The organism is Methylococcus mesophilus (assembly GCF_026247885.1).
GTDB lineage: Bacteria > Pseudomonadota > Gammaproteobacteria > Methylococcales > Methylococcaceae > Methylococcus > Methylococcus mesophilus.
The window spans coordinates 2,411,825-2,428,969 of the sequence record NZ_CP110921.1; the positions used below are offsets into that span (position 1 = coordinate 2,411,825).

A 17,145-nucleotide genomic window follows, 5' to 3' on the forward strand; every position below is an offset into this window, starting at 1 on the left:
GGGGAGGATTGCCATGAACATCGACCGCCTCGAAAAGATCGACGCCTACACTTGGCGCCTGAATCCGGAAACCGGCATGCACGTGCCCGCCATCCTGTACGGCGACGAGGCTCTGGTCCGCGCCATGGACGACAAGGTGCTGGAACAGGCCTCCAACGTCGCCCGGCTGCCGGGCATCGTCCAGGCCAGCTACGCCATGCCCGACGCCCACTGGGGCTATGGCTTTCCCATCGGCGGCGTGGCGGCTTTCGATGCCGGCGCGGGCGGCGTGGTTTCGGCCGGCGGCGTCGGCTTCGACGTCTCCTGCGGCGTGCGCACCCTGCTCACCGGCCTGAAGCGGCCCGCCATCGAACCGGTTAAACCCAAGCTGGCCGACGCCCTCTATGCCGACATCCCGGCCGGGCTCGGCAGCCACGGCAAGATCCGGCTGGACGCCAAGGGCCTCGATGCCATGCTGAAAGGCGGCGCGCAATGGGCGGTCGAACAGGGCTGGGGCGAGGCGCGCGACCTGGCCCGCATCGAGGAACACGGCCGCATGGAGGGCGCCCGGCCGGAAAACGTCTCGGCCCGCGCCAAGGAACGCCAGCGCGCGGAAATGGGCACCCTCGGCTCGGGCAACCACTACCTGGAAGCCCAGGAAGTGACCGAGATTTTCGACGCGGGGGCCGCTCAGGCCTTCGGCATCGCGGAAGGCGACATGGTCGTCAGCATCCATTGCGGCTCGCGCGGCCTGGGCCATCAGATCGGCACCGAGTACCTGCGCCTCATGCAGGGTGCGGCCAAGCAATACGGCATCGCCCTGCCCGACCGGGAACTGGCCTGCGCGCCCATCGAATCGGAAGTCGGCCAGGATTACCTCGGCGCCATGCGCGCCGCCATCAACTGCGCCCTCGCCAACCGCCAGATACTCACCCACCTCACCCGGCAGGTTTTCGCCCGCGTGCTGCCCGCGGCCCGGCTGGAGCTGCTGTACGACGTCTCCCACAACACCTGCAAGTTCGAGGAGCATCTCGTGGACGGCGAGCGCCGCCATCTGTATGTCCACCGAAAGGGCGCAACCCGCGCCTTCGGCCCCAGCCATCCGGACCTGCCGGCGGCATTCGCCGAAACCGGCCAGCCCGTCCTCATCGGCGGCTCCATGGGCACGGCGTCCTACATCCTGGCCGGCACTTCGCGGAGCGAGACGCTCTCCTTCGCCTCCGCCTGCCACGGCGCCGGCCGCAGCATGAGCCGCCACCAGGCCACCCGGACTTGGCAGGGGCGGCAGGTGATCGACCAGCTCGCCGAACGCGGCATCCTCATCCGCAGTCCTTCGTACCGGGGCGTCGCCGAGGAAGCCCCCGGCGCCTACAAGGACGTCCACGCCGTGGTGCAGGCCTCCGACCGGGCCGGGCTAGCGCGACTGGTCGCCCGGCTGGAACCCATCGTCTGCATCAAGGGCTAATGGACATTTCCCCGTGGCCGAACGCCCACTCGGAGAACAAACTTGCCTAAAACCTCCATCAATAGATCAAGGTGACAATGTAGTAGCCTTTGATGCTCGTTCGGCTGGGACTCTGATAAACGGTGAGCGAGCCGTGCGGCCTCGCTGCCGTCGGCGTTTCCGCCGTGAGGTCCACATTGCCCGAATTGATGCTGGCGACCAGATGGCTATCCAAGGTGGTACCGGCGGCCTGCGAACCGTCGGAATTCGTGCCGATCCACGTCAGCTGACCCGACGAGGGATCCTTATTCACCAGTGCGGTCATCAATTCGCTGGGAAGCTGGGTACCGCCGTTCTTGCTCGTAACACTGACTGCGACCCGAATCGGTATTTGTCCAGCCGGCAGCGAAATGACTTTGGAATCCCCGGGCATCAGGGAGAATTTTACTTTAACGTAATTAGGCGACGCCGCCGCCGCACTACCCGGCATCGCAATGGCTGCCAGGCACATGAGGCTGAGACTAATGATCAAGCGCTTTGTCTTGTTCATGGCTAGATCTCCTCATTTAGTGTTTCGCGCGGCTCCAGAGACAACACGGACGTCGAATTTTGTCAAGCACCTTGCGGGACTGCACCGTCATGCAACCGCTCGCTATTTTTGACCGTGAGCCGACACAGGAGAACATCATGGAAGTATTGCGATGGGGACCGGGAAACCTTTTTCCCCGTCTTTTTCTTGCGGCCATCCTGCCGATCCTGGCCGGCTGCGGAAAAGGCCAGGAAACGGTCAGCCCGTCGGTCTATCTGCTCAATCACCGGCATTGGACGCCAGCCCTGGTGCTCAATTTTCCCCAGGAGGTCGCCCCGCTGGGGGCGGTGGGCGAGGCGCCCGGGGTGCCACCCCAGCTGACTCCGCCCCTGGACGGCGCATGGCGCTGGGACGATCCGTCCCGCCTCGTGTTCCTGCCGGCCAGCACGACCATCCAGCCCGGCGCCGCGCTGACGATATCGCTGCAGGGCTTGAGCTTGCGCGAAGGTTACCGGATCGCCGCGGGTAGCCTGCCCTACCGCACCCCGCCGCTTTCTGTGCTTATCCAGACCTGCCGTTGGCAGGAGTCGCGGCAAGCGCCGTTCCAGCGTTCGCTGGAAGCGGTACTCGATTTCAACTATCCGGTCGAAACGCCCGCTCTTGCCGCGGTGCTGGGCAAAAACTCTCCCCTGGCCTTGCACTCGGACAAGGGCTCGCGCGTCACCGTGCATTCGGGCGCGCTGCTGCGGCCGGACAAGGACAGCGTCCTGCGGTTCGAAGTCAAGCCCGGCGACCTCCAGCTACGCAACCGCGATGGGGCCGGCGGCGCCGCGCTGCTGGCGCAAGGCACAAGCTGCGAACTTCCGGTGCTGCGCGCCGACTGGGACCGCCTCGGCGAACCGCAGAAACCCGCACCCACGGTCAGCGACATCGAACTCGGGCTGGAAGACGGCGGGCTGACCGTGCGCCTGAAGGGCAAGGACCTGACCCAGTCCGCGACCAAGACATCCGCCGGCGAGCCGGCCGGGAACGGCATCGCGCTCGAACCGGCGACGCCCGGCGTCTGGCGCTACGGGGAGGCGGCCGGCGGGCCGGACCTGATTTTCACCCCGGCACAGCCGCTGAAACCGGGCACGGCCTATCGGGTGGACCTCGACGCCGCGGCTTTCCCCGGCGCGGCCTTCGCCCAGCCCCGCATTTCCAAGCCTTACCGGACCGCCGAAATGCGCGGGGAAATCGGCGACATCCAGCTTTACAGCGATCCTGCCGACCCGGCCCGCAAGCGGATCACCGCCAGGCTCAGCTTTACCTATCCGCCCCAGCGGGAAAGTCTGGCGGCGAACGCCGCGGCGCTGCTGCGGGTAGAGCCCGCCAAGACCTTCACGGACCAGCGGGTGCGCTCGCTGCCTTACGAACTGGTTTACGACGAAAAGAATCCCCGGCTCGCCTATCTGAAAACCGCCCCCATCGCGATTCCGGAAGAACCCGGCGAGGTGAGAATCATCCTGGACAAGGGTATTCTCTCCAGCCTGGGCGGGGAGCCGCAGCGCGAGCAGATCGAACGGAACTTCCCCATCCCCGGCGCGAGGGACTATCTGAAGGTGACCGAGCTCGACAGCCGGAGCGTAGTCAAGGCCGACGGCGACATCGAGCGGCTGCTGGTGCTGCGCACCACCGTCCCGCTCAAGGACCCCGGCGCCCTGCCGCAATCGGTAGAAGCCTATCTGCTGCCCGACTGCCGGCAGGAAAATCCGCAACGCCCGGAACTGTGCCAAGCCCGCGAGATCGAGGAATGGACCAGCGCCGACCAGGCGGACGGCGACGCCATCGCGCTCGCCCAGCCTGTCCCCGTCGCCGCCAAGCCTGCCGAGGACGAGGACAAGACGCTGCGTTACCTGAGCTTCACGGCGCCGGAAAAGCGCCAGTTGCTGGTCCGGGTGAAGAAGGGCCTGGAAAGCGTGGACGGCTTCCGCCTGGCGGAAGATGCCCGCTACCTGGTCGAGCTGGGCGAAAATCAGCGCGAGCTGAAGATCCTGCACGACGGCGCCCTGCTGAGCCTGACCGGGAGCAAGAAACTGGGCGTGGCGGTGCGCGGGGTGAACAAGGTCCAGGTGGAACTGCAGCGGGTCCTGCCGCACAACCTGCACCATTTCGCCCGGTTCACCCGGGGCGACTTCCAGAATCCCTGGCTCCGGCTGTCCATCGAACATTTCGCCGAAAAATTCGCGTATGAGGAAGCCTTGCCGCCGGGCAAGGAAATGGCACGGCAGTATTTTGCCGTGGACTTCGGCCGTTTCCTCCGCGACAAGGGCTTTCCGCCCCGCGGCCTGTTCCTGCTGACGGTGAAGGAGAAAAAGGCCGAAGCGAAAACCTGCGGCGAACCTGAAAATGCAGAGGCCGGCGGCGAGCCGGACCCGACGGTAGCAGAGGTTTCCGCCGACCCCGCTGCGGACAGCGAAGAGGCGCCCGCCGACTGCAGCGAAGGCGAAGCCGAATCGGACGAAAGCGAGGGCACACCCCCGTCCGACACCCGGCTGGTCCTGTTGACCGACCTCGGCCTCCTGGTCAAGACCGGCAAGGACGGTCGCCAGGACGCCTACGTCATGTCCTTCCGCAGCGGCCAACCGGTCGCCGGCGCCGAGGTATCCCTGCTGGGAACGAACGGCGTGCCGGTTTCCAGCGGCAAGAGCGACGAACAGGGCCACGTCAGCCTACCTTCCACCGAGGGGCTCAAGGCGGAGAAGACGCCCGCGGTCTACCTCGCCGAGAAGGACGGGGACCTGGCTTTCCTGCCGTTCGCCCGCGACAACCGCCTGCTGGACGTCGCCCGCTTCGACATCGACGGCCTGCGCGACACCGCCGAGTCGCTGCACGCCTATCTGTTCTCCGACCGCGGCATCTACCGTCCGGGCGACACCGTGCACATCGGACTGATTCTGCGCAGGCGCGACTGGTCGGCATTGCCCGCCGGGCTCCCGCTCAAGGCCGTCGTCACCGATCCGGAAGACGCGGAGGTCATGAGCAAGACCCTGGCCTTCGGGGCGGAAGGTTTCGAGGAGCTGGCCTGGGAAACCTCCGCGGCAGGTAAGACCGGCACCTACCGGGTCGAACTGTTCGTCGCCAACAAGAGCAAAAAGTCGCTGGGCTACACCACGGTGCGGGTGGAGGAATTCCAGCCCGACCGGCTGCAGGTCAAGACGCGGCTCCCCGGCGCGCCGGCCGAGGGCTGGCTCGATCCCCGGGCCGCCAAGGCCAGGGTCGCCGTGCGCAATCTGTTCGGCACGCCAGCCGCAGGGAGCCTCGCCAAGCTGGAGCTGACGGTGCGCCCCTGGTCCGGCCGGGTGCCGGGCTTCCCCGACTACCGCTTCCGCGGCACGGTCGCGGCCAATCTCCCGGACCAGCCCATGGAACTGGGCGAAAGGGCGACCGACGCCCAGGGCGAGGCCGAGTTCGAGCTGCCGCTGGCGTCCCTCGGCGAGCCGGTGTACGAAATCGCCGTCGCCGGCGAGGGCTTCGAGAAAGGCTCCGGCCGCTCCGTCGTCGGCGTCGCCTCGGCCCTGGTTTCGGCCCAGCCCTTCCTGCTCGGCCACGCCGCAGACGGCCCGCTGGACTACATCGCCAAGGACAGCCGCCGCAGCTTGAATCTGCTGGCCCTGGGTCCGGACCTGAAACCGCGGGAAGCGGGCACGGTCCGGGCGGAACTCCACGAAACCCGTTACGTCTCCACCCTGGTGAAACGGGAAGACGGGCTGTACGCCTACCAGTCCGTCCAGCGCGACGAACTGCGCAAGACCGAAACCGTCGAGCTGAAGGGCGGCAAAGCCGCCCTGGCCCTGGCCACCGCCGCCCCCGGCAACTTCGTCCTGGTCTTCAAGAACGACATGGACGAAGAATTGAACCGGCTGGCCTACTCGGTGGCCGGCGACGGCAACGTCTCGCGCAACATCGAGCGCAACGCCGAGCTGGAGCTGCGCCTGAACAAGAAGGAATACGCGCCCGGAGAAGAAATCGAGGTGCAGATCGTCGCCCCCTACCAGGGCGCCGGGCTCGTCACCATCGAACAGGACGGGGTGCTGGCCAGCCGGTGGATCAAGACCGGCACCACCGCTTCCACCCACCGCATCGCCCTGCCCCAAGGCGCCAGCGGCAACGCCTACCTGTCGGTGGCCTTCGTCCGCTCGCTGGACTCGCCGGAAATCTATATGAGCCCGCTGAGCTACGGCGTGGCGCCCTTCGCCATCTCCCGCCAGCCCCACACCCAAGAAATCAAGCTCAGCGTGCCCGAGCAGGTCCAGCCCGGCGGGGGACTGGAAGTGCGCTACCGGGTGCAGGAGCGGACCCGGCTGGTGCTGTACGCCGTGGACGAAGGCATCCTGCAATTCGCCCATTACCGCGACCCGGCGCCGCTGGATACGTTCTTCCGCAAGCGTGCCCTGCAGGTCAAGACCCACCAGATCCTGGACCTGATCCTGCCCGACTACGCCCTGGTGCAGAAGCTGTCCGCGCCGGGCGGGGATGGCGACGCTGACATCGCCGGGAAGTACAAGAACCCCTTCGCCCGCAAGCACAAGCCGCCGCTGGCGGCCTGGTCCGGCATCGTCGACGCCATGCCGGGCGAGCATGTCTGGACGGTACCGGTGCCGGACTACTTCAACGGCAGCGTCCGCGTGCTGGCGGTCGCCGTCGATGCCGCCCGGATCGGGGTGGCCGGGGCCCGCAGCCTCGCCCGCAACTCCTACGTGATCCAGCCCCAGCAGCCGCTGGTGGCGGCGCCGGGCGACGAGTTCGACATGGGCGTGCTGGTGGCCAACGCCAGCGGCGAAGGCGGCGACAAGACCCTCGAAGTCTCCGTCAGCGCTGGCGACGCCCTGGCGGTTCAGGCGCCCAATCCGCAGACGGTGACCCTGGCCCCGGGCCAGGACGGCACGGTGCGTTTCCGCGCCAAGGCGAAGGACAAGCTCGGCCCGGTCGAAGTCCGCTACCGCGTCGCCGGCGGCGGCAAGGAAACCAGCTACGGCGAGGAAATGAGCATCCGGCCCTCCCAGCCGCTGCTCACCACCCTGCAAGCCGGGGTGCTGCGCGTCGATGAGCAACGGGCCGGCAAGGCCCGTGCGCTCGACCTGACACGGGATGTCTACGACACCCAACGTTTCGCCGAGTTGGCGGTGTCGGTCACGCCAGGCGCCTATCTGCGGGGCATCGTCGAGTTTCTCAAGAGCTATCCCTACGGCTGCACCGAACAGCTCGCCAGCCAGGCCTTCCCTGCTGTGGTGCTGGGCGCCAATCCGGAGCTGGGCCTGTCCGCGGAGGACGCGGGAAAACTGCTCGAACGCACTCTGCACTCGCTTCAGGCCCGCCAGAAACACGACGGCAGCTTCGGCTACTGGACGGTGGCCGACGGCGGCGATCCGTTCTATTCCATGTACGCCACCCATCTGATGCTGGAAGCCAGGGAGCGCGGCCTCAGGGTGCCCGATGCCATGTTCGAGCGGGCCCTGCAGTACGCCGACGAATATGCCCAGACGCCCCGTTACCAGTGGTCCGAACACGATGCGGAGAGCTACGCCCTGTACCTCCTGGCCCGCAGCGGCAGGAACGTGGCCGAGCGCCTGCGCGCCTTCGAGGCCGAGCTGGAGCGGCAATGGGGACAGGGCGGCGAGCACGCCAACCGCACGCGCTTCCTCCTGGGGGCCGCCTACAAACTGCACCATCTGGACGCCGATGCCGACCGCTATTTCGGCGAAGTCCAGCGTCAATGGAAGAAAACCGGCCTGCTGCCCTGGGGCCTCCAGCAGGACACTGAGGGGCTGAGCCTGTATTTGTACCTGGTGGGCAAGCACGCGCCCGAGCTGTTGGATGCGCCCGATCCGGAATTCGGGCGTTACCTCATCGAACTCTCGCAAGACATCGTCAAGCAACGCATGAGTTCCTTCCGCGGCTCGCTCGCCCTGCTGGGCCTGGGCGGCCTCTGGTCCCGCTTCGAGCAGACGGGCGACAAGGCCCTGAACATCCTCGCCGGCCAGCCGCCGGTGCCGCTGGCACTGGACGGCAAGACGGTCAAGCGCACCACCCTCGAGCGCACCCGCCGGCCATTGGAGATCAAAGGCGACGGCAGCTGGAACCTCTATTACCAGCTCACCGAGCGCGGCTACGACAAGGCGCCGCCGGCCGCGCCCATCGCTCAGGGCATCGCCATCAACCGGAACCTGCTCAACGACAAGGGGGAAAAGATCGCGCAGCTGTCACTGCGGGACAAGCTGCACATCCGCCTCGCTCTGCATCCCGACCGGCCCATGCAGGACCTGGCGGTGGTCATGCTCATCCCCGGCGGCTTCGAAATCGACCTGGGCGAGGACGGTCTGGCTGGGCGCCGATCCCTGCCGATCGGCGACAAACCGCTGTGGGAACCCGACTACATCGACGTACAAGAGGACCGAGTGGTGTTCTTCGGCGCCCTGGACGGCGGCGAGAATTATTTCGAATTCCGCCTGAAACCGCTGAACACCGGCACCTATGCCGTCCCGCCGGTGTTCGCCGAGGGCATGTACGACACCGAGATACTGTATCGGGGGCTGGCGGAGACGGCGCAGGTCAAGGATTAGTAACGATCCGCCACCATGGGGCTCAGGCGCCGCCAACGCATCACAGGCCTCGTCATCGCTGCCACGCTTTTGGGGCCAGCGCTTTGGCTGGGTTTGGGGCTGATTCCCCCGCCCTTGCTGGTCAATCGGGGAGACACCTCCTATGCCGTCACCGATCGGAACGGGAACCTGCTGCGCCTGAGCCTGAGTTCCGACGAGAAATACCGCTTGTGGACGCCGCTGGCCGAACTGCCCGAAGCGCTGCAGGAAGCGACCCTGCACTACGAGGACCGCTGGTTCTACCGCCACCCGGGTGTCAACCCGGTCGCGCTGGCGCGGGCGGCCTGGACCAGCTTCGCGGCTCACGGCCGCTGGATGGGCGCATCCACCCTGACCATGCAACTGGCCCGCCAGCGCTGGCGCCTGCGGACCGGCACGCTGTCCGGGAAGCTCAGGCAGATCGGCTACGCGCTGTGGCTGGAGCGGCACTTTTCCAAACAGGAACTGCTGGAGGCCTACCTGAATTTGGCGCCCTACGGCGCCAATATCGAAGGCGCGGGTGCCGCAGCCTGGGTGTATTTCCGCAAGTCCGCCGGCCAGCTGAACAACGACGAGGCACGCGCCCTGGCGCTGATCCCGCAGAATCCGGCGCGGCGCTCACCGTTCACCGCGCACGGCAAACGCGCCTTGCAGCAGGCCTGGCGAACCGTCTACGGCGACGACCCCGGATTCGGCCGGCTGTGGTTCCGGCGGAGGGAGGACCTGCCACTGCGCGCCCCGCACTTCGCCGAACGGCTGCACGAACTGTTCTACGGCGCGAGTACGCTGCACTCCACGCTGGACCCGACCGCTCAGGGGCTGACGGAGGACCTGTTGCGAAGCTTCATCCGCCAGCACCGGGCACAAGGCATCGTCAACGCCGCGGCGATGGTGATCCACGCCCCCACGATGGAAGTCCTGGCCTACGTCGGCTCGGCCGATTATCTCGACCGCGGCATCCGGGGCTACGTCAACGGCCTGAAGGCGCGCCGATCGCCCGGCTCGACGCTCAAACCCTTCATCTACGCGCTGGCCATCGACCAGGGCCTGATCACGCCGGATACCCTGCTCAAGGACACGCCGCTCTGGGTGGGAGACTATCAGCCGGAGAATTTCGAGCGCAATTTTTACGGGCCCTTGTCCGCGACCGATGCCCTGGTCCGCAGCCGCAACATTCCCGCCATCGCCCTGATGGATCGGCTACAGAGGCCGACACTGTTCCAATTTCTGCAGCGGGCCGGGCTGCGTCTTCCTGCCGACGAGGCCCGCTACGGGCTGACCCTGGCCATGGGCGGAGCGGAAGTTTCCATGGAGGAGTTGCTGGGGCTGTATGGCCTGCTCGCCAACGGCGGGGAGTGGCGGAGCCCCAGTTGGCTGGGCAACCCGCGCGAGCAGAAGTCGGCTCCCAAGGCAAGCCTGCTGCTTTCGGCCGAAGCCGCCTTTCTGGTGCGGGAAATGCTGGAAGCCAATCCGCCGCCGCAGCGCAGCTTCGGAGTCCGCAGTTTCGGGCGAGGCAGGCCGGTGGCCTGGAAGACCGGGACCTCGTCCGGACTGAAGGATGCCTGGGCGGTAGGTCTGGCGGGCGATCTGCTGGCGGGCGTGTGGCTCGGCAACTTCGACGGCACTCCGAACCGCCATCTGGTAGGGAGGGAATTGGCAGGGCCCCTCTTGTTCGGCATTCTCGAGGCCATCGGCCTGGAGCGCCCCGCGACTCAGCCTCGGCCGCTACCGCCCGAAGCACTCAAGCGCGTGGAAATCTGTCCGGTCTCGGGCGCCCTCCGCTCGCCCTGGTGCCCTCACGGCAGGACCGGCTGGATCATTCCCGGCGTGTCTCCGCTACGGCCGTGCACGGTGCACCGGCAGATTCACGCCGATCCGGCCAGCGGCCTCCGCTTGTGCCGGGGCGACGAGGGCCGCGGCGAACCCCGGGTGGCCGAGTTCTGGGACGGCGACGAACTGGAACTGTTCCGCCTGGCCGGCGTGCGCCGCAACCTGCCGCCGCCTTTCGAAAGACCCTGCGAAGACCCGGCCGGGAGCGATGCCGGAACACAGCCGCCCCGCATTCTCTCCCCCCGGCCCGGGGTGAGCTATCCGGTCGGCGCGGCGAACAACAAACTGATCGAGTTTTCCGCCGTGGCCTCGGGCGGACGGCACCGCCTGTTCTGGTTCGTGGATGATGTCTACGTCGGCGAAGGCGGAACGCTCGGCTGGACCGGCAAGGCCGGGGACCACCTCGTGCGGGTAGTGGACGAGCAAGGCCAATCCGCATCGGCCACGCTGCTGGCGGTGCCGGCGCAATGACGCCGACTCCGTCTCGGGATGCCTAGAGTTCGAGCGCGGGCCCGGAGGATTCGCCTCCAGGAATAAAAAACGACCCTGGCAGCAGACGTCGCTGCCAGGGTTTAATGAGGGGCATTCCTTATCCCAGACACACACCACAGAGAAACGAGGTTCCGGCAAGGAGACTAGAGCCGGAACCCGCTGACGCCGGGATGGCCAGCGAAGACCCCAACCGGAGCATGCTCCGATTTCCCCGACGCCGAGGCCAATGTATCGCAAATGAGAATTGTTCGCAATTTTTTTTGCGCCCCCCTGAATGTTCAATAATAAGAAACATAGCTTAGACATTTTAAATATTGTTCACCTCGAAAGAACTGTATAGACTCCAAACCAGTTTCCGCCGGCTGATTTTGTGTCGAGAGGTACCGTTACATGAATACCGTTCAGGCAATCCCGCTGTTCTCACAAGCGTTTCAGGATGTTTCGGCCTACATTGCGAGCATCCGCGCGCCGTATACGCTGCAGGACATTCAAGGCTTCAACACGGCGTACAAGCGGGCATATTCCTCCCTCAGCCGGGAAGAAAAACGCAGGATCGAGGCATTCGTGGATACGATGATCGAGCGTGTAGCCCAAAAGGAACTCGCGAGCAAGATTTTCGGCGTCGTCTAAGCTCCCGCGCTCAATCCAGCGCCGAGTTCCAACCCGCATTCTCACTCCGGACAGGTAGACCGCCTCTGCGCCCATATGGCCTAAGCGGGGCATCGGCCTATGCGGATTCTTCCTCTCGATCGCACTCTCAGCGCAGCATGCGCTGGATGTTGTTCAGCGCCGTGAACGCAACCCCGTCGTCCGCTCAACCCTGGTTCTGACCGAGCTGCCGGCGTATCATCTCGCACACGCCCCACGTTTCCTGGCGCCGAAGCGCTCTCCCTGCGTTCGCATTGCGGAACGGTCCGAGCGACACTGTCTTGGTGCTGCGCAATCGTTCCTGCGGCAGCTGACCGAGACGGCCGAATCCGAGCCATGCCCCCCTGCCGGACTGCCCCGCAGTGAAATGCCAGCGGAAAAGCGCATCACCGGCAAAGAACAAAAACAGATGAGGAGACACCTATGATGATTTTCCGCGCTCTTCCATCGGGTCTTGTCCGGAAAGGATTGGCGAGCACGTTATGGCTCCTGCTGAGTTCGTCCGCGTTTCTGACCGGCTGCGGCGACCAGCCGAATAGCGCCACTGCCCTCGATGAGCGAACGCAAAAATACGAAAATGAGGTGACTCTCGCGGGAACGGTAACCGGCCAGAAGGGCGCCGTCACCAATGGCAGAATCCTGGCCACTGACGAAAAAGGCAACGTCATTTCCAGTAAAATCCTGGAAAATACCAACCGGTATTCCATCGTGATCCCAGCCGGTACGCTTTTGCCCATCTTGCTGCAGGTCCATCCAGACGCCGCGTCCGAAAATGGCAAGCCACTCACGCTGGCCATCGCCGAGACATCGATGACGAACTACAACATCAACCCTCTTACCACGGCAATAGCCGAAAAAGCCAAATCACTGGGTGGTTACACGCGGAAAAATCTGATGGCCGCCGCCGTACTCAGCACATCGGTGCCGGACGAGGATAAGACCTCTTCAGGCTTCCGCGGAGATCCGACCAAGAACTACGGCGGCTGGCACTGACGCGACCGGTATCGCTGCATTATGAAGGTCACACCTTGACACCTGCCGGAATGGAAGCCGGCGAAGGCGCTGGCAAACCCCGGAACCAGCGCCATCGTCTTGTTAGCGCGGGGAAGCCGCAATCCCTTCTGCGTGTCAGTTGCCGTTCGGCTGGCGAAACCTCGAAACCACCTGTGCCGAATAAACAGCGACACTACAAATAACAGAATACGCAATATCAATGCTGGATACGACATGGGCAGACACGGTCTTTTCACCGGATCACCGCTGATTGATCCAACCTCAATCCGTTCCTTGTAAGTAGCAATATGCGGAGCCAAGCCAGGGCTGCGTTGAATCGGCTCGGCTATTGACACCCACCCTCGAACCTTCTCGTTCGGACTTTCGCGATCGTAACGTTGTCGCGATGAGGCGGTCTGCCGCATCGGAGCAGACGAGCACGGCTCACGACACCGCCGCCGCTCCTCGGAGGCTCAGCACCAGTCCAACGGGTCAGCGCGATCTACGAAAGATGGGTATTCGAGGGCAATCCACCGGTGATGGATTGATCTTCAGAAATGAGGTACTTCCCTGCACCTCAAAAAGACGGGGACTTAATATTATTATTACTGCTGCTTCGCCTTGGCGATCTGCTCGTCGATTTCCTTAGAGGTTTCCGTATAAGCCTTTTCCGGGATCGACTCCTTATGGGTGTTCTTGAAGACAAATACAAGAGCGATCACAAAAACTATCAAGCCGCCAATGTAGAACCAAAAGTTATCTTTCTCTTGTTCCATTTCGACCTCCTCGAGTTGATTTCTTAGAATGGTAAGGCACGCATGACCTGCGAGCCGCAGCCATCCTAACCATGCAACCATGACATCATCATTACCGTATCGATAAGGATACGTGACGAGCTGATGCCGCAGTTCGGATGCCTCCACGAGGTCAGATTTCAGCCCTCCTCACGGCCGTCAATGGAATTCCGGAGGATGCCAGGGCATTTCCAGGCAGGCGGCTTCTGAAGGAAAGCAAATCTGCCGCCGATCTGCTTCTATAACCCATCCAGCAGGACTGCCGGCACAACTATTTCCTGATCCTCAACGCTGACGAATGGGTAAAGCCCGAACACCGGGAGGTCCTAGCCCTTCACACTGCCGCTTGCAATAATAAGTCGGCGGAAACGCCAGCCGTTTTAGCGCAATTAGCTCCAACCTGTGTTCTGCCGATCATTCCTTCTGTTCGTAAATTGCGACCCCTCGCTTCCCACAAGCTGCTGCTTCTTTATTCAATTTCTCTGTGGTCTTGATCAGATCTCCATTCAGCTCGATGATTTCCTCGAGCAACATACGCGCCTCCTTATGCTTGAAAAGCAGCACCACGTACTGGCTATGCTGAATGGTATCCAAGGTGCGATTGATCATTCTCGTCAACTCGACACCGAGCGCATGCCGTTTAACCAGAAGCTCATCGAAGCGCTTCAAAGTCGTGAAATAGCGATCCAGCTTTTCCTGGGCGCTCAATTCCGTCATATAGATTCCCCCTTAATTTGCTGAATTAATGGACTCCCTATCCCTAGGCGAAATCCTTTTGCCGACGCCTATGAATCCCCTGCCGCCCACCGAAGGCCGCCTGATTACGCATCGCCGGACATCTTCGTCCACTGCGCATCAATCGCGCAAGCTTGAGATAAGGTTCGCTCGAAGCCCTGGTCACGACTGACCAACGTTTGGCATGGCCGGCCAGTACCACAAAAGTCAGGGCCGGGAGAATCCCATGATAGGGCTCCCCCATCTCGAAAGTCTTTCAATAGATCGAACCCGGCCCCGCTGCGCCCGTCACCGCTGTACCTCGCGGGCGTGTCGATATCGTGGCCAAGGGTTGGCGCACGATCATGGAATTCGAATCGCCGCTCATGGGCTGCGCTTTCGATGCCGCCAATTGAACCTTCGCCGTCCTGAACGAGGCTCAGGGGTGCGTCACTGCTGTTCCGACGGCCGACCAGGCAGCTTAACCCGTCGAATCCGGCAACTGCTCGGGCCGGGACATCGACAAATTCAAAGCCTTTGGCCCAACCCCGCCTGCGTCCTCAGAAATTGCACTGGCAGCGCACGAGAAGGCATGCCAAACCTATTTCATTGACGTCGTCACCCCTCCCCGCTTCGAAGTCTTTTCGAACGAACCGCGCGCATTGGGTAGGAGCGTTTCCGTCAGTCTCCAGAGGGACCTGGCGCGCCTCTTCGTCAAGAATCTGGCCCGCACAGAATTTGAGCGGGGCGCTGAATCCAAGTGGGGCTCCCCATGGCTGGATGGCCCACCCCGTGGAAACCGTCCACCGCGACAAGGGAAAGCAAATCATCGAAGGAGGATTTGATACCCCTTATCGTGAAGCCGATCGTCTCTTGGAAATCCTGACGTCGAGCTACATCCGGAGAATCCGGCAGCCCGACAGTCTATCCCGGTGCCACTCCGCCAGGCCGGAAACCGGCGTCGAAATCGGTAAGCGGGTCTGCCGTAATCGAAGAGATTCGTACCTCAGCCCATACCACAGAGGTTAAACGCGCGGACGTAAGACCTTTGCTTTCGACTCCGTGCATGTTGACTTCGTCAGGAAGCCGGCGTGAATATTGCCGCTGAGCTTGATGCTTCGGCTCAACTTGCCCTCGCTAACGGATTCGACGGGTTCAAGGCCAACGTCGACCCCTACCTCTGAAGGAGTAAATGATGCCGCTCAATCGCCGCCAATTTCTTAGTCTCGCGGTCACCGGCGCTGCGGCCATGGGCTATGAATCCATGTCACCCGTGTATGGCACTGGCAAATCCAAGATCAAAGCCATCCTCTTCGATGCTTTCCCGGTTTTTGATTCGCGTCCGGTCTTTATTCTTGCTGAGCACCTTTTTCCCGGAAGAGGTGCTGAGCTAAGTAACGTATGGCGCACCAAACAGTTTGAATATCAATGGCTGCACGCCCTATCGGGACGGTACGTCGATTTCTGGCAAGCAACCGAAGACAGCCTGGTATATGCGGCGCGGCTGCTAAAGCTCGAACTCACCCCACACAAGCGTAAATATCTGATGGACGCTTATCTGAGCCTCAAGGCGTGGCCTGACGCTCCGGCAGCATTGGAAACCCTTAGAAGCGAGGGACTCAGGTTGGCGATTCTGTCCAATGCCACCCCAAAAATACTTGATGCAGGGATCAAAAACTCTAGCCTTGAGGGCAAATTTGAGCATGTCATCAGCACCGATAAAATCAAAACTTATAAACCCGATCCGCGGGCTTATCAAATGGCAATCGACGCGTTTGGTCTCACGAAAGAGGAATTTCTTTTTGCCGCATTTGCCGGCTGGGATGCCGCCGGAGCAAAATCGTTTGGCTATACGACATACTGGGTAAATCGATTGAATCTTCCCCAAGAGGAACTTGGCGTTACCCCCGATGCTGCAGGAAAAGACTTGAGCGATTTGGTTGCCTTCGTAAAGGCCTTGAGGCAAGTATGACGATTGCGACTGATATGTCGCTCAAGCAGCGCCGGCTCCACTGAACCGCCCCGGGTTTGGTGGAGGCTCCACCCGTTGAGAATATGGAGCCATGAAAAAGTCTACGAAGTTTTCCCCCGAGGTGCGCGAGCGCGCCGTTCGTCCGGTGTTGGAGCTCCGCAACGAGCACCCCTCGCAATGGGCCGCCGTTGAATCCATTGCCGGCAAGATGGGCTGCACGCCCCAGACGCTGCTGGAGTGGGTGCGACGGCATGAACGCGACGCCGGGCAACGAGAGGGTGCGACCTCCGCTGAGCAGCAACGCCTCAAGGAGCTGGAGCGCGAGGCGAAGGCACTGCGCAAGGCCAATGAGATCCTCAAGCTCGCCAGCGCTTTTTTTCGCCCAAGCGGAGCTCGAACGCGTCTGGCAGGCCAACCTGCAGGTCTATGGTGCCGACAAGGTTTGGCGGCAGTTGAACCGAGAAGGTATCGCGGTGGCTCGCTGTACGGTTGAGCGGCTCAGGCGACGTCAGGGTCTACGCGGCGTCATCCGTGGCAAGTCGGTGCGCACCACGATCAGCGCCCCTGAGGCGCTCTGCCCGCTGGACCGGGTCAACCGGCAGTTCAAGGCCGAACATCCTAACCGGCTTTGGGTGGCGGACTACACCTATGTCTCGACCTGGCAAGGTTGGCTGTACGTGGCGTTCGTCGTCGACGTGTTTGCCCGGCGCATCGTCGGCTGGCGGGTGAGCGCTTCCATGCACACCGATTTCGTGCTGGATGCACTGGAGCAAGCGCTGTACGCCCGCCAACCAGGCCGAGACGATCAACGGACGGTACTAGGCCGAGTTGATCCACCGGCGGGCGCCTTGGAAGACCCGGGAATCCGTCGAACTGGCCACGCTCGAATGGGTGTCCTGGTTCAACCACTCCAGGCTGCTTGAACCCTCGGGTATATCCCGCCGCAGAAGCTGAGGCAAACTACTACCGCCAACTCGCCACTCAGGCCGCCATTCCAGCCTGACTTAAACCAACCCGCCTCCACGATTCCCGGGGCGGTTCACTCAGGGATTGAGTCCGGCGCAGCCTCCCTTGCACCGATCTCCGAATTGCCTAAGCTTGAGAAACCAACGTCCGTCTCCGATCGGCGG

The 17,145-nt window shown here is 63.2% G+C and carries 9 protein-coding genes and 1 pseudogene; 7 read left to right on the forward strand and 3 right to left on the reverse strand.

Annotated features, from left to right (window positions below):
- The first annotated feature begins 13 nt into the window (after window positions 1–13).
- Complete coding sequence (locus OOT43_RS11385) at window positions 14–1,444, forward strand: RtcB family protein (protein ID WP_266020701.1); 1,431 nt, start codon at window positions 14–16, stop codon at window positions 1,442–1,444.
- 58 nt (window positions 1,445–1,502) lie between these two features.
- Here OOT43_RS11385 and OOT43_RS11390 read toward each other — a convergent pair whose 3' ends face one another.
- A complete protein-coding gene (locus tag OOT43_RS11390; protein WP_266020702.1) occupies window positions 1,503–1,973 on the reverse strand; it encodes a hypothetical protein in 471 nt (156 codons plus the stop codon).
- 137 nt (window positions 1,974–2,110) lie between these two features.
- Here OOT43_RS11390 and OOT43_RS11395 point away from each other — a divergent pair, with 137 nt between their 5' ends.
- The 4 genes from OOT43_RS11395 to OOT43_RS11410 all read left to right on the forward strand — a co-directional run bounded on the left by OOT43_RS11395 (window position 2,111) and on the right by OOT43_RS11410 (window position 12,535).
- On the forward strand, window positions 2,111–8,554 hold the full coding sequence (locus OOT43_RS11395) for an alpha-2-macroglobulin family protein (protein WP_266020703.1): 6,444 nt from the start codon (window positions 2,111–2,113) through the stop codon (window positions 8,552–8,554).
- A gap of 15 nt (window positions 8,555–8,569) precedes the next feature.
- The gene (pbpC, locus tag OOT43_RS11400; RefSeq protein WP_266020704.1) at window positions 8,570–10,873 is read left to right on the forward strand and encodes a penicillin-binding protein 1C; all 2,304 of its coding nucleotides are present in this window, start codon (window positions 8,570–8,572) and stop codon (window positions 10,871–10,873) included.
- A 411-nt stretch (window positions 10,874–11,284) separates the two neighbouring features.
- Window positions 11,285–11,524, forward strand: a complete 240-nt coding sequence (locus OOT43_RS11405) for a hypothetical protein (RefSeq protein ID WP_266020705.1) — start codon at window positions 11,285–11,287, stop codon at window positions 11,522–11,524.
- Window positions 11,525–11,965: 441 nt separating this feature from the next.
- A complete protein-coding gene (locus OOT43_RS11410) occupies window positions 11,966–12,535 on the forward strand; it encodes a hypothetical protein (RefSeq protein WP_266020706.1) in 570 nt (189 codons plus the stop codon).
- Between the two features lie 605 nt (window positions 12,536–13,140).
- On the opposite strand, the gene OOT43_RS11415 is transcribed toward OOT43_RS11410, so the two are convergent.
- Both OOT43_RS11415 and OOT43_RS11420 read right to left on the reverse strand, forming a co-directional pair.
- A complete protein-coding gene (locus OOT43_RS11415; protein WP_266020707.1) occupies window positions 13,141–13,311 on the reverse strand; it encodes a hypothetical protein in 171 nt (56 codons plus the stop codon).
- Between the two features lie 432 nt (window positions 13,312–13,743).
- Entirely contained in the window at window positions 13,744–14,046 is a 303-nt protein-coding gene (locus OOT43_RS11420) for a hypothetical protein (RefSeq protein WP_266020708.1), read from the reverse strand.
- 1,189 nt (window positions 14,047–15,235) lie between these two features.
- On the opposite strand from OOT43_RS11420, the gene OOT43_RS11425 reads away from it, so the two are divergent.
- The gene (locus OOT43_RS11425; RefSeq protein ID WP_266020709.1) at window positions 15,236–16,015 is read left to right on the forward strand and encodes a haloacid dehalogenase type II; all 780 of its coding nucleotides are present in this window, start codon (window positions 15,236–15,238) and stop codon (window positions 16,013–16,015) included.
- 91 nt (window positions 16,016–16,106) lie between these two features.
- Window positions 16,107–17,018 (forward strand): annotated as a pseudogene (locus tag OOT43_RS11430) (transposase).
- Window positions 17,019–17,145 lie beyond the last annotated feature (127 nt).

Bases quoted from the DNA above. Each gene is read 5' to 3' on its own strand.
- OOT43_RS11385 (WP_266020701.1), top strand. From the start codon at position 14: ATGAACATCGACCGCCTCGAAAAGATCGACGCCTACACTTGGCGCCTG.
- OOT43_RS11390 (WP_266020702.1), bottom strand. From the start codon at position 1,973: ATGAACAAGACAAAGCGCTTGATCATTAGTCTCAGCCTCATGTGCCTG.
- OOT43_RS11395 (WP_266020703.1), top strand. From the start codon at position 2,111: ATGGAAGTATTGCGATGGGGACCGGGAAACCTTTTTCCCCGTCTTTTT.
- pbpC (WP_266020704.1), top strand. From the start codon at position 8,570: ATGGGGCTCAGGCGCCGCCAACGCATCACAGGCCTCGTCATCGCTGCC.
- OOT43_RS11405 (WP_266020705.1), top strand. From the start codon at position 11,285: ATGAATACCGTTCAGGCAATCCCGCTGTTCTCACAAGCGTTTCAGGAT.
- OOT43_RS11410 (WP_266020706.1), top strand. From the start codon at position 11,966: ATGATGATTTTCCGCGCTCTTCCATCGGGTCTTGTCCGGAAAGGATTG.
- OOT43_RS11415 (WP_266020707.1), bottom strand. From the start codon at position 13,311: ATGGAACAAGAGAAAGATAACTTTTGGTTCTACATTGGCGGCTTGATA.
- OOT43_RS11420 (WP_266020708.1), bottom strand. From the start codon at position 14,046: ATGACGGAATTGAGCGCCCAGGAAAAGCTGGATCGCTATTTCACGACT.
- OOT43_RS11425 (WP_266020709.1), top strand. From the start codon at position 15,236: ATGATGCCGCTCAATCGCCGCCAATTTCTTAGTCTCGCGGTCACCGGC.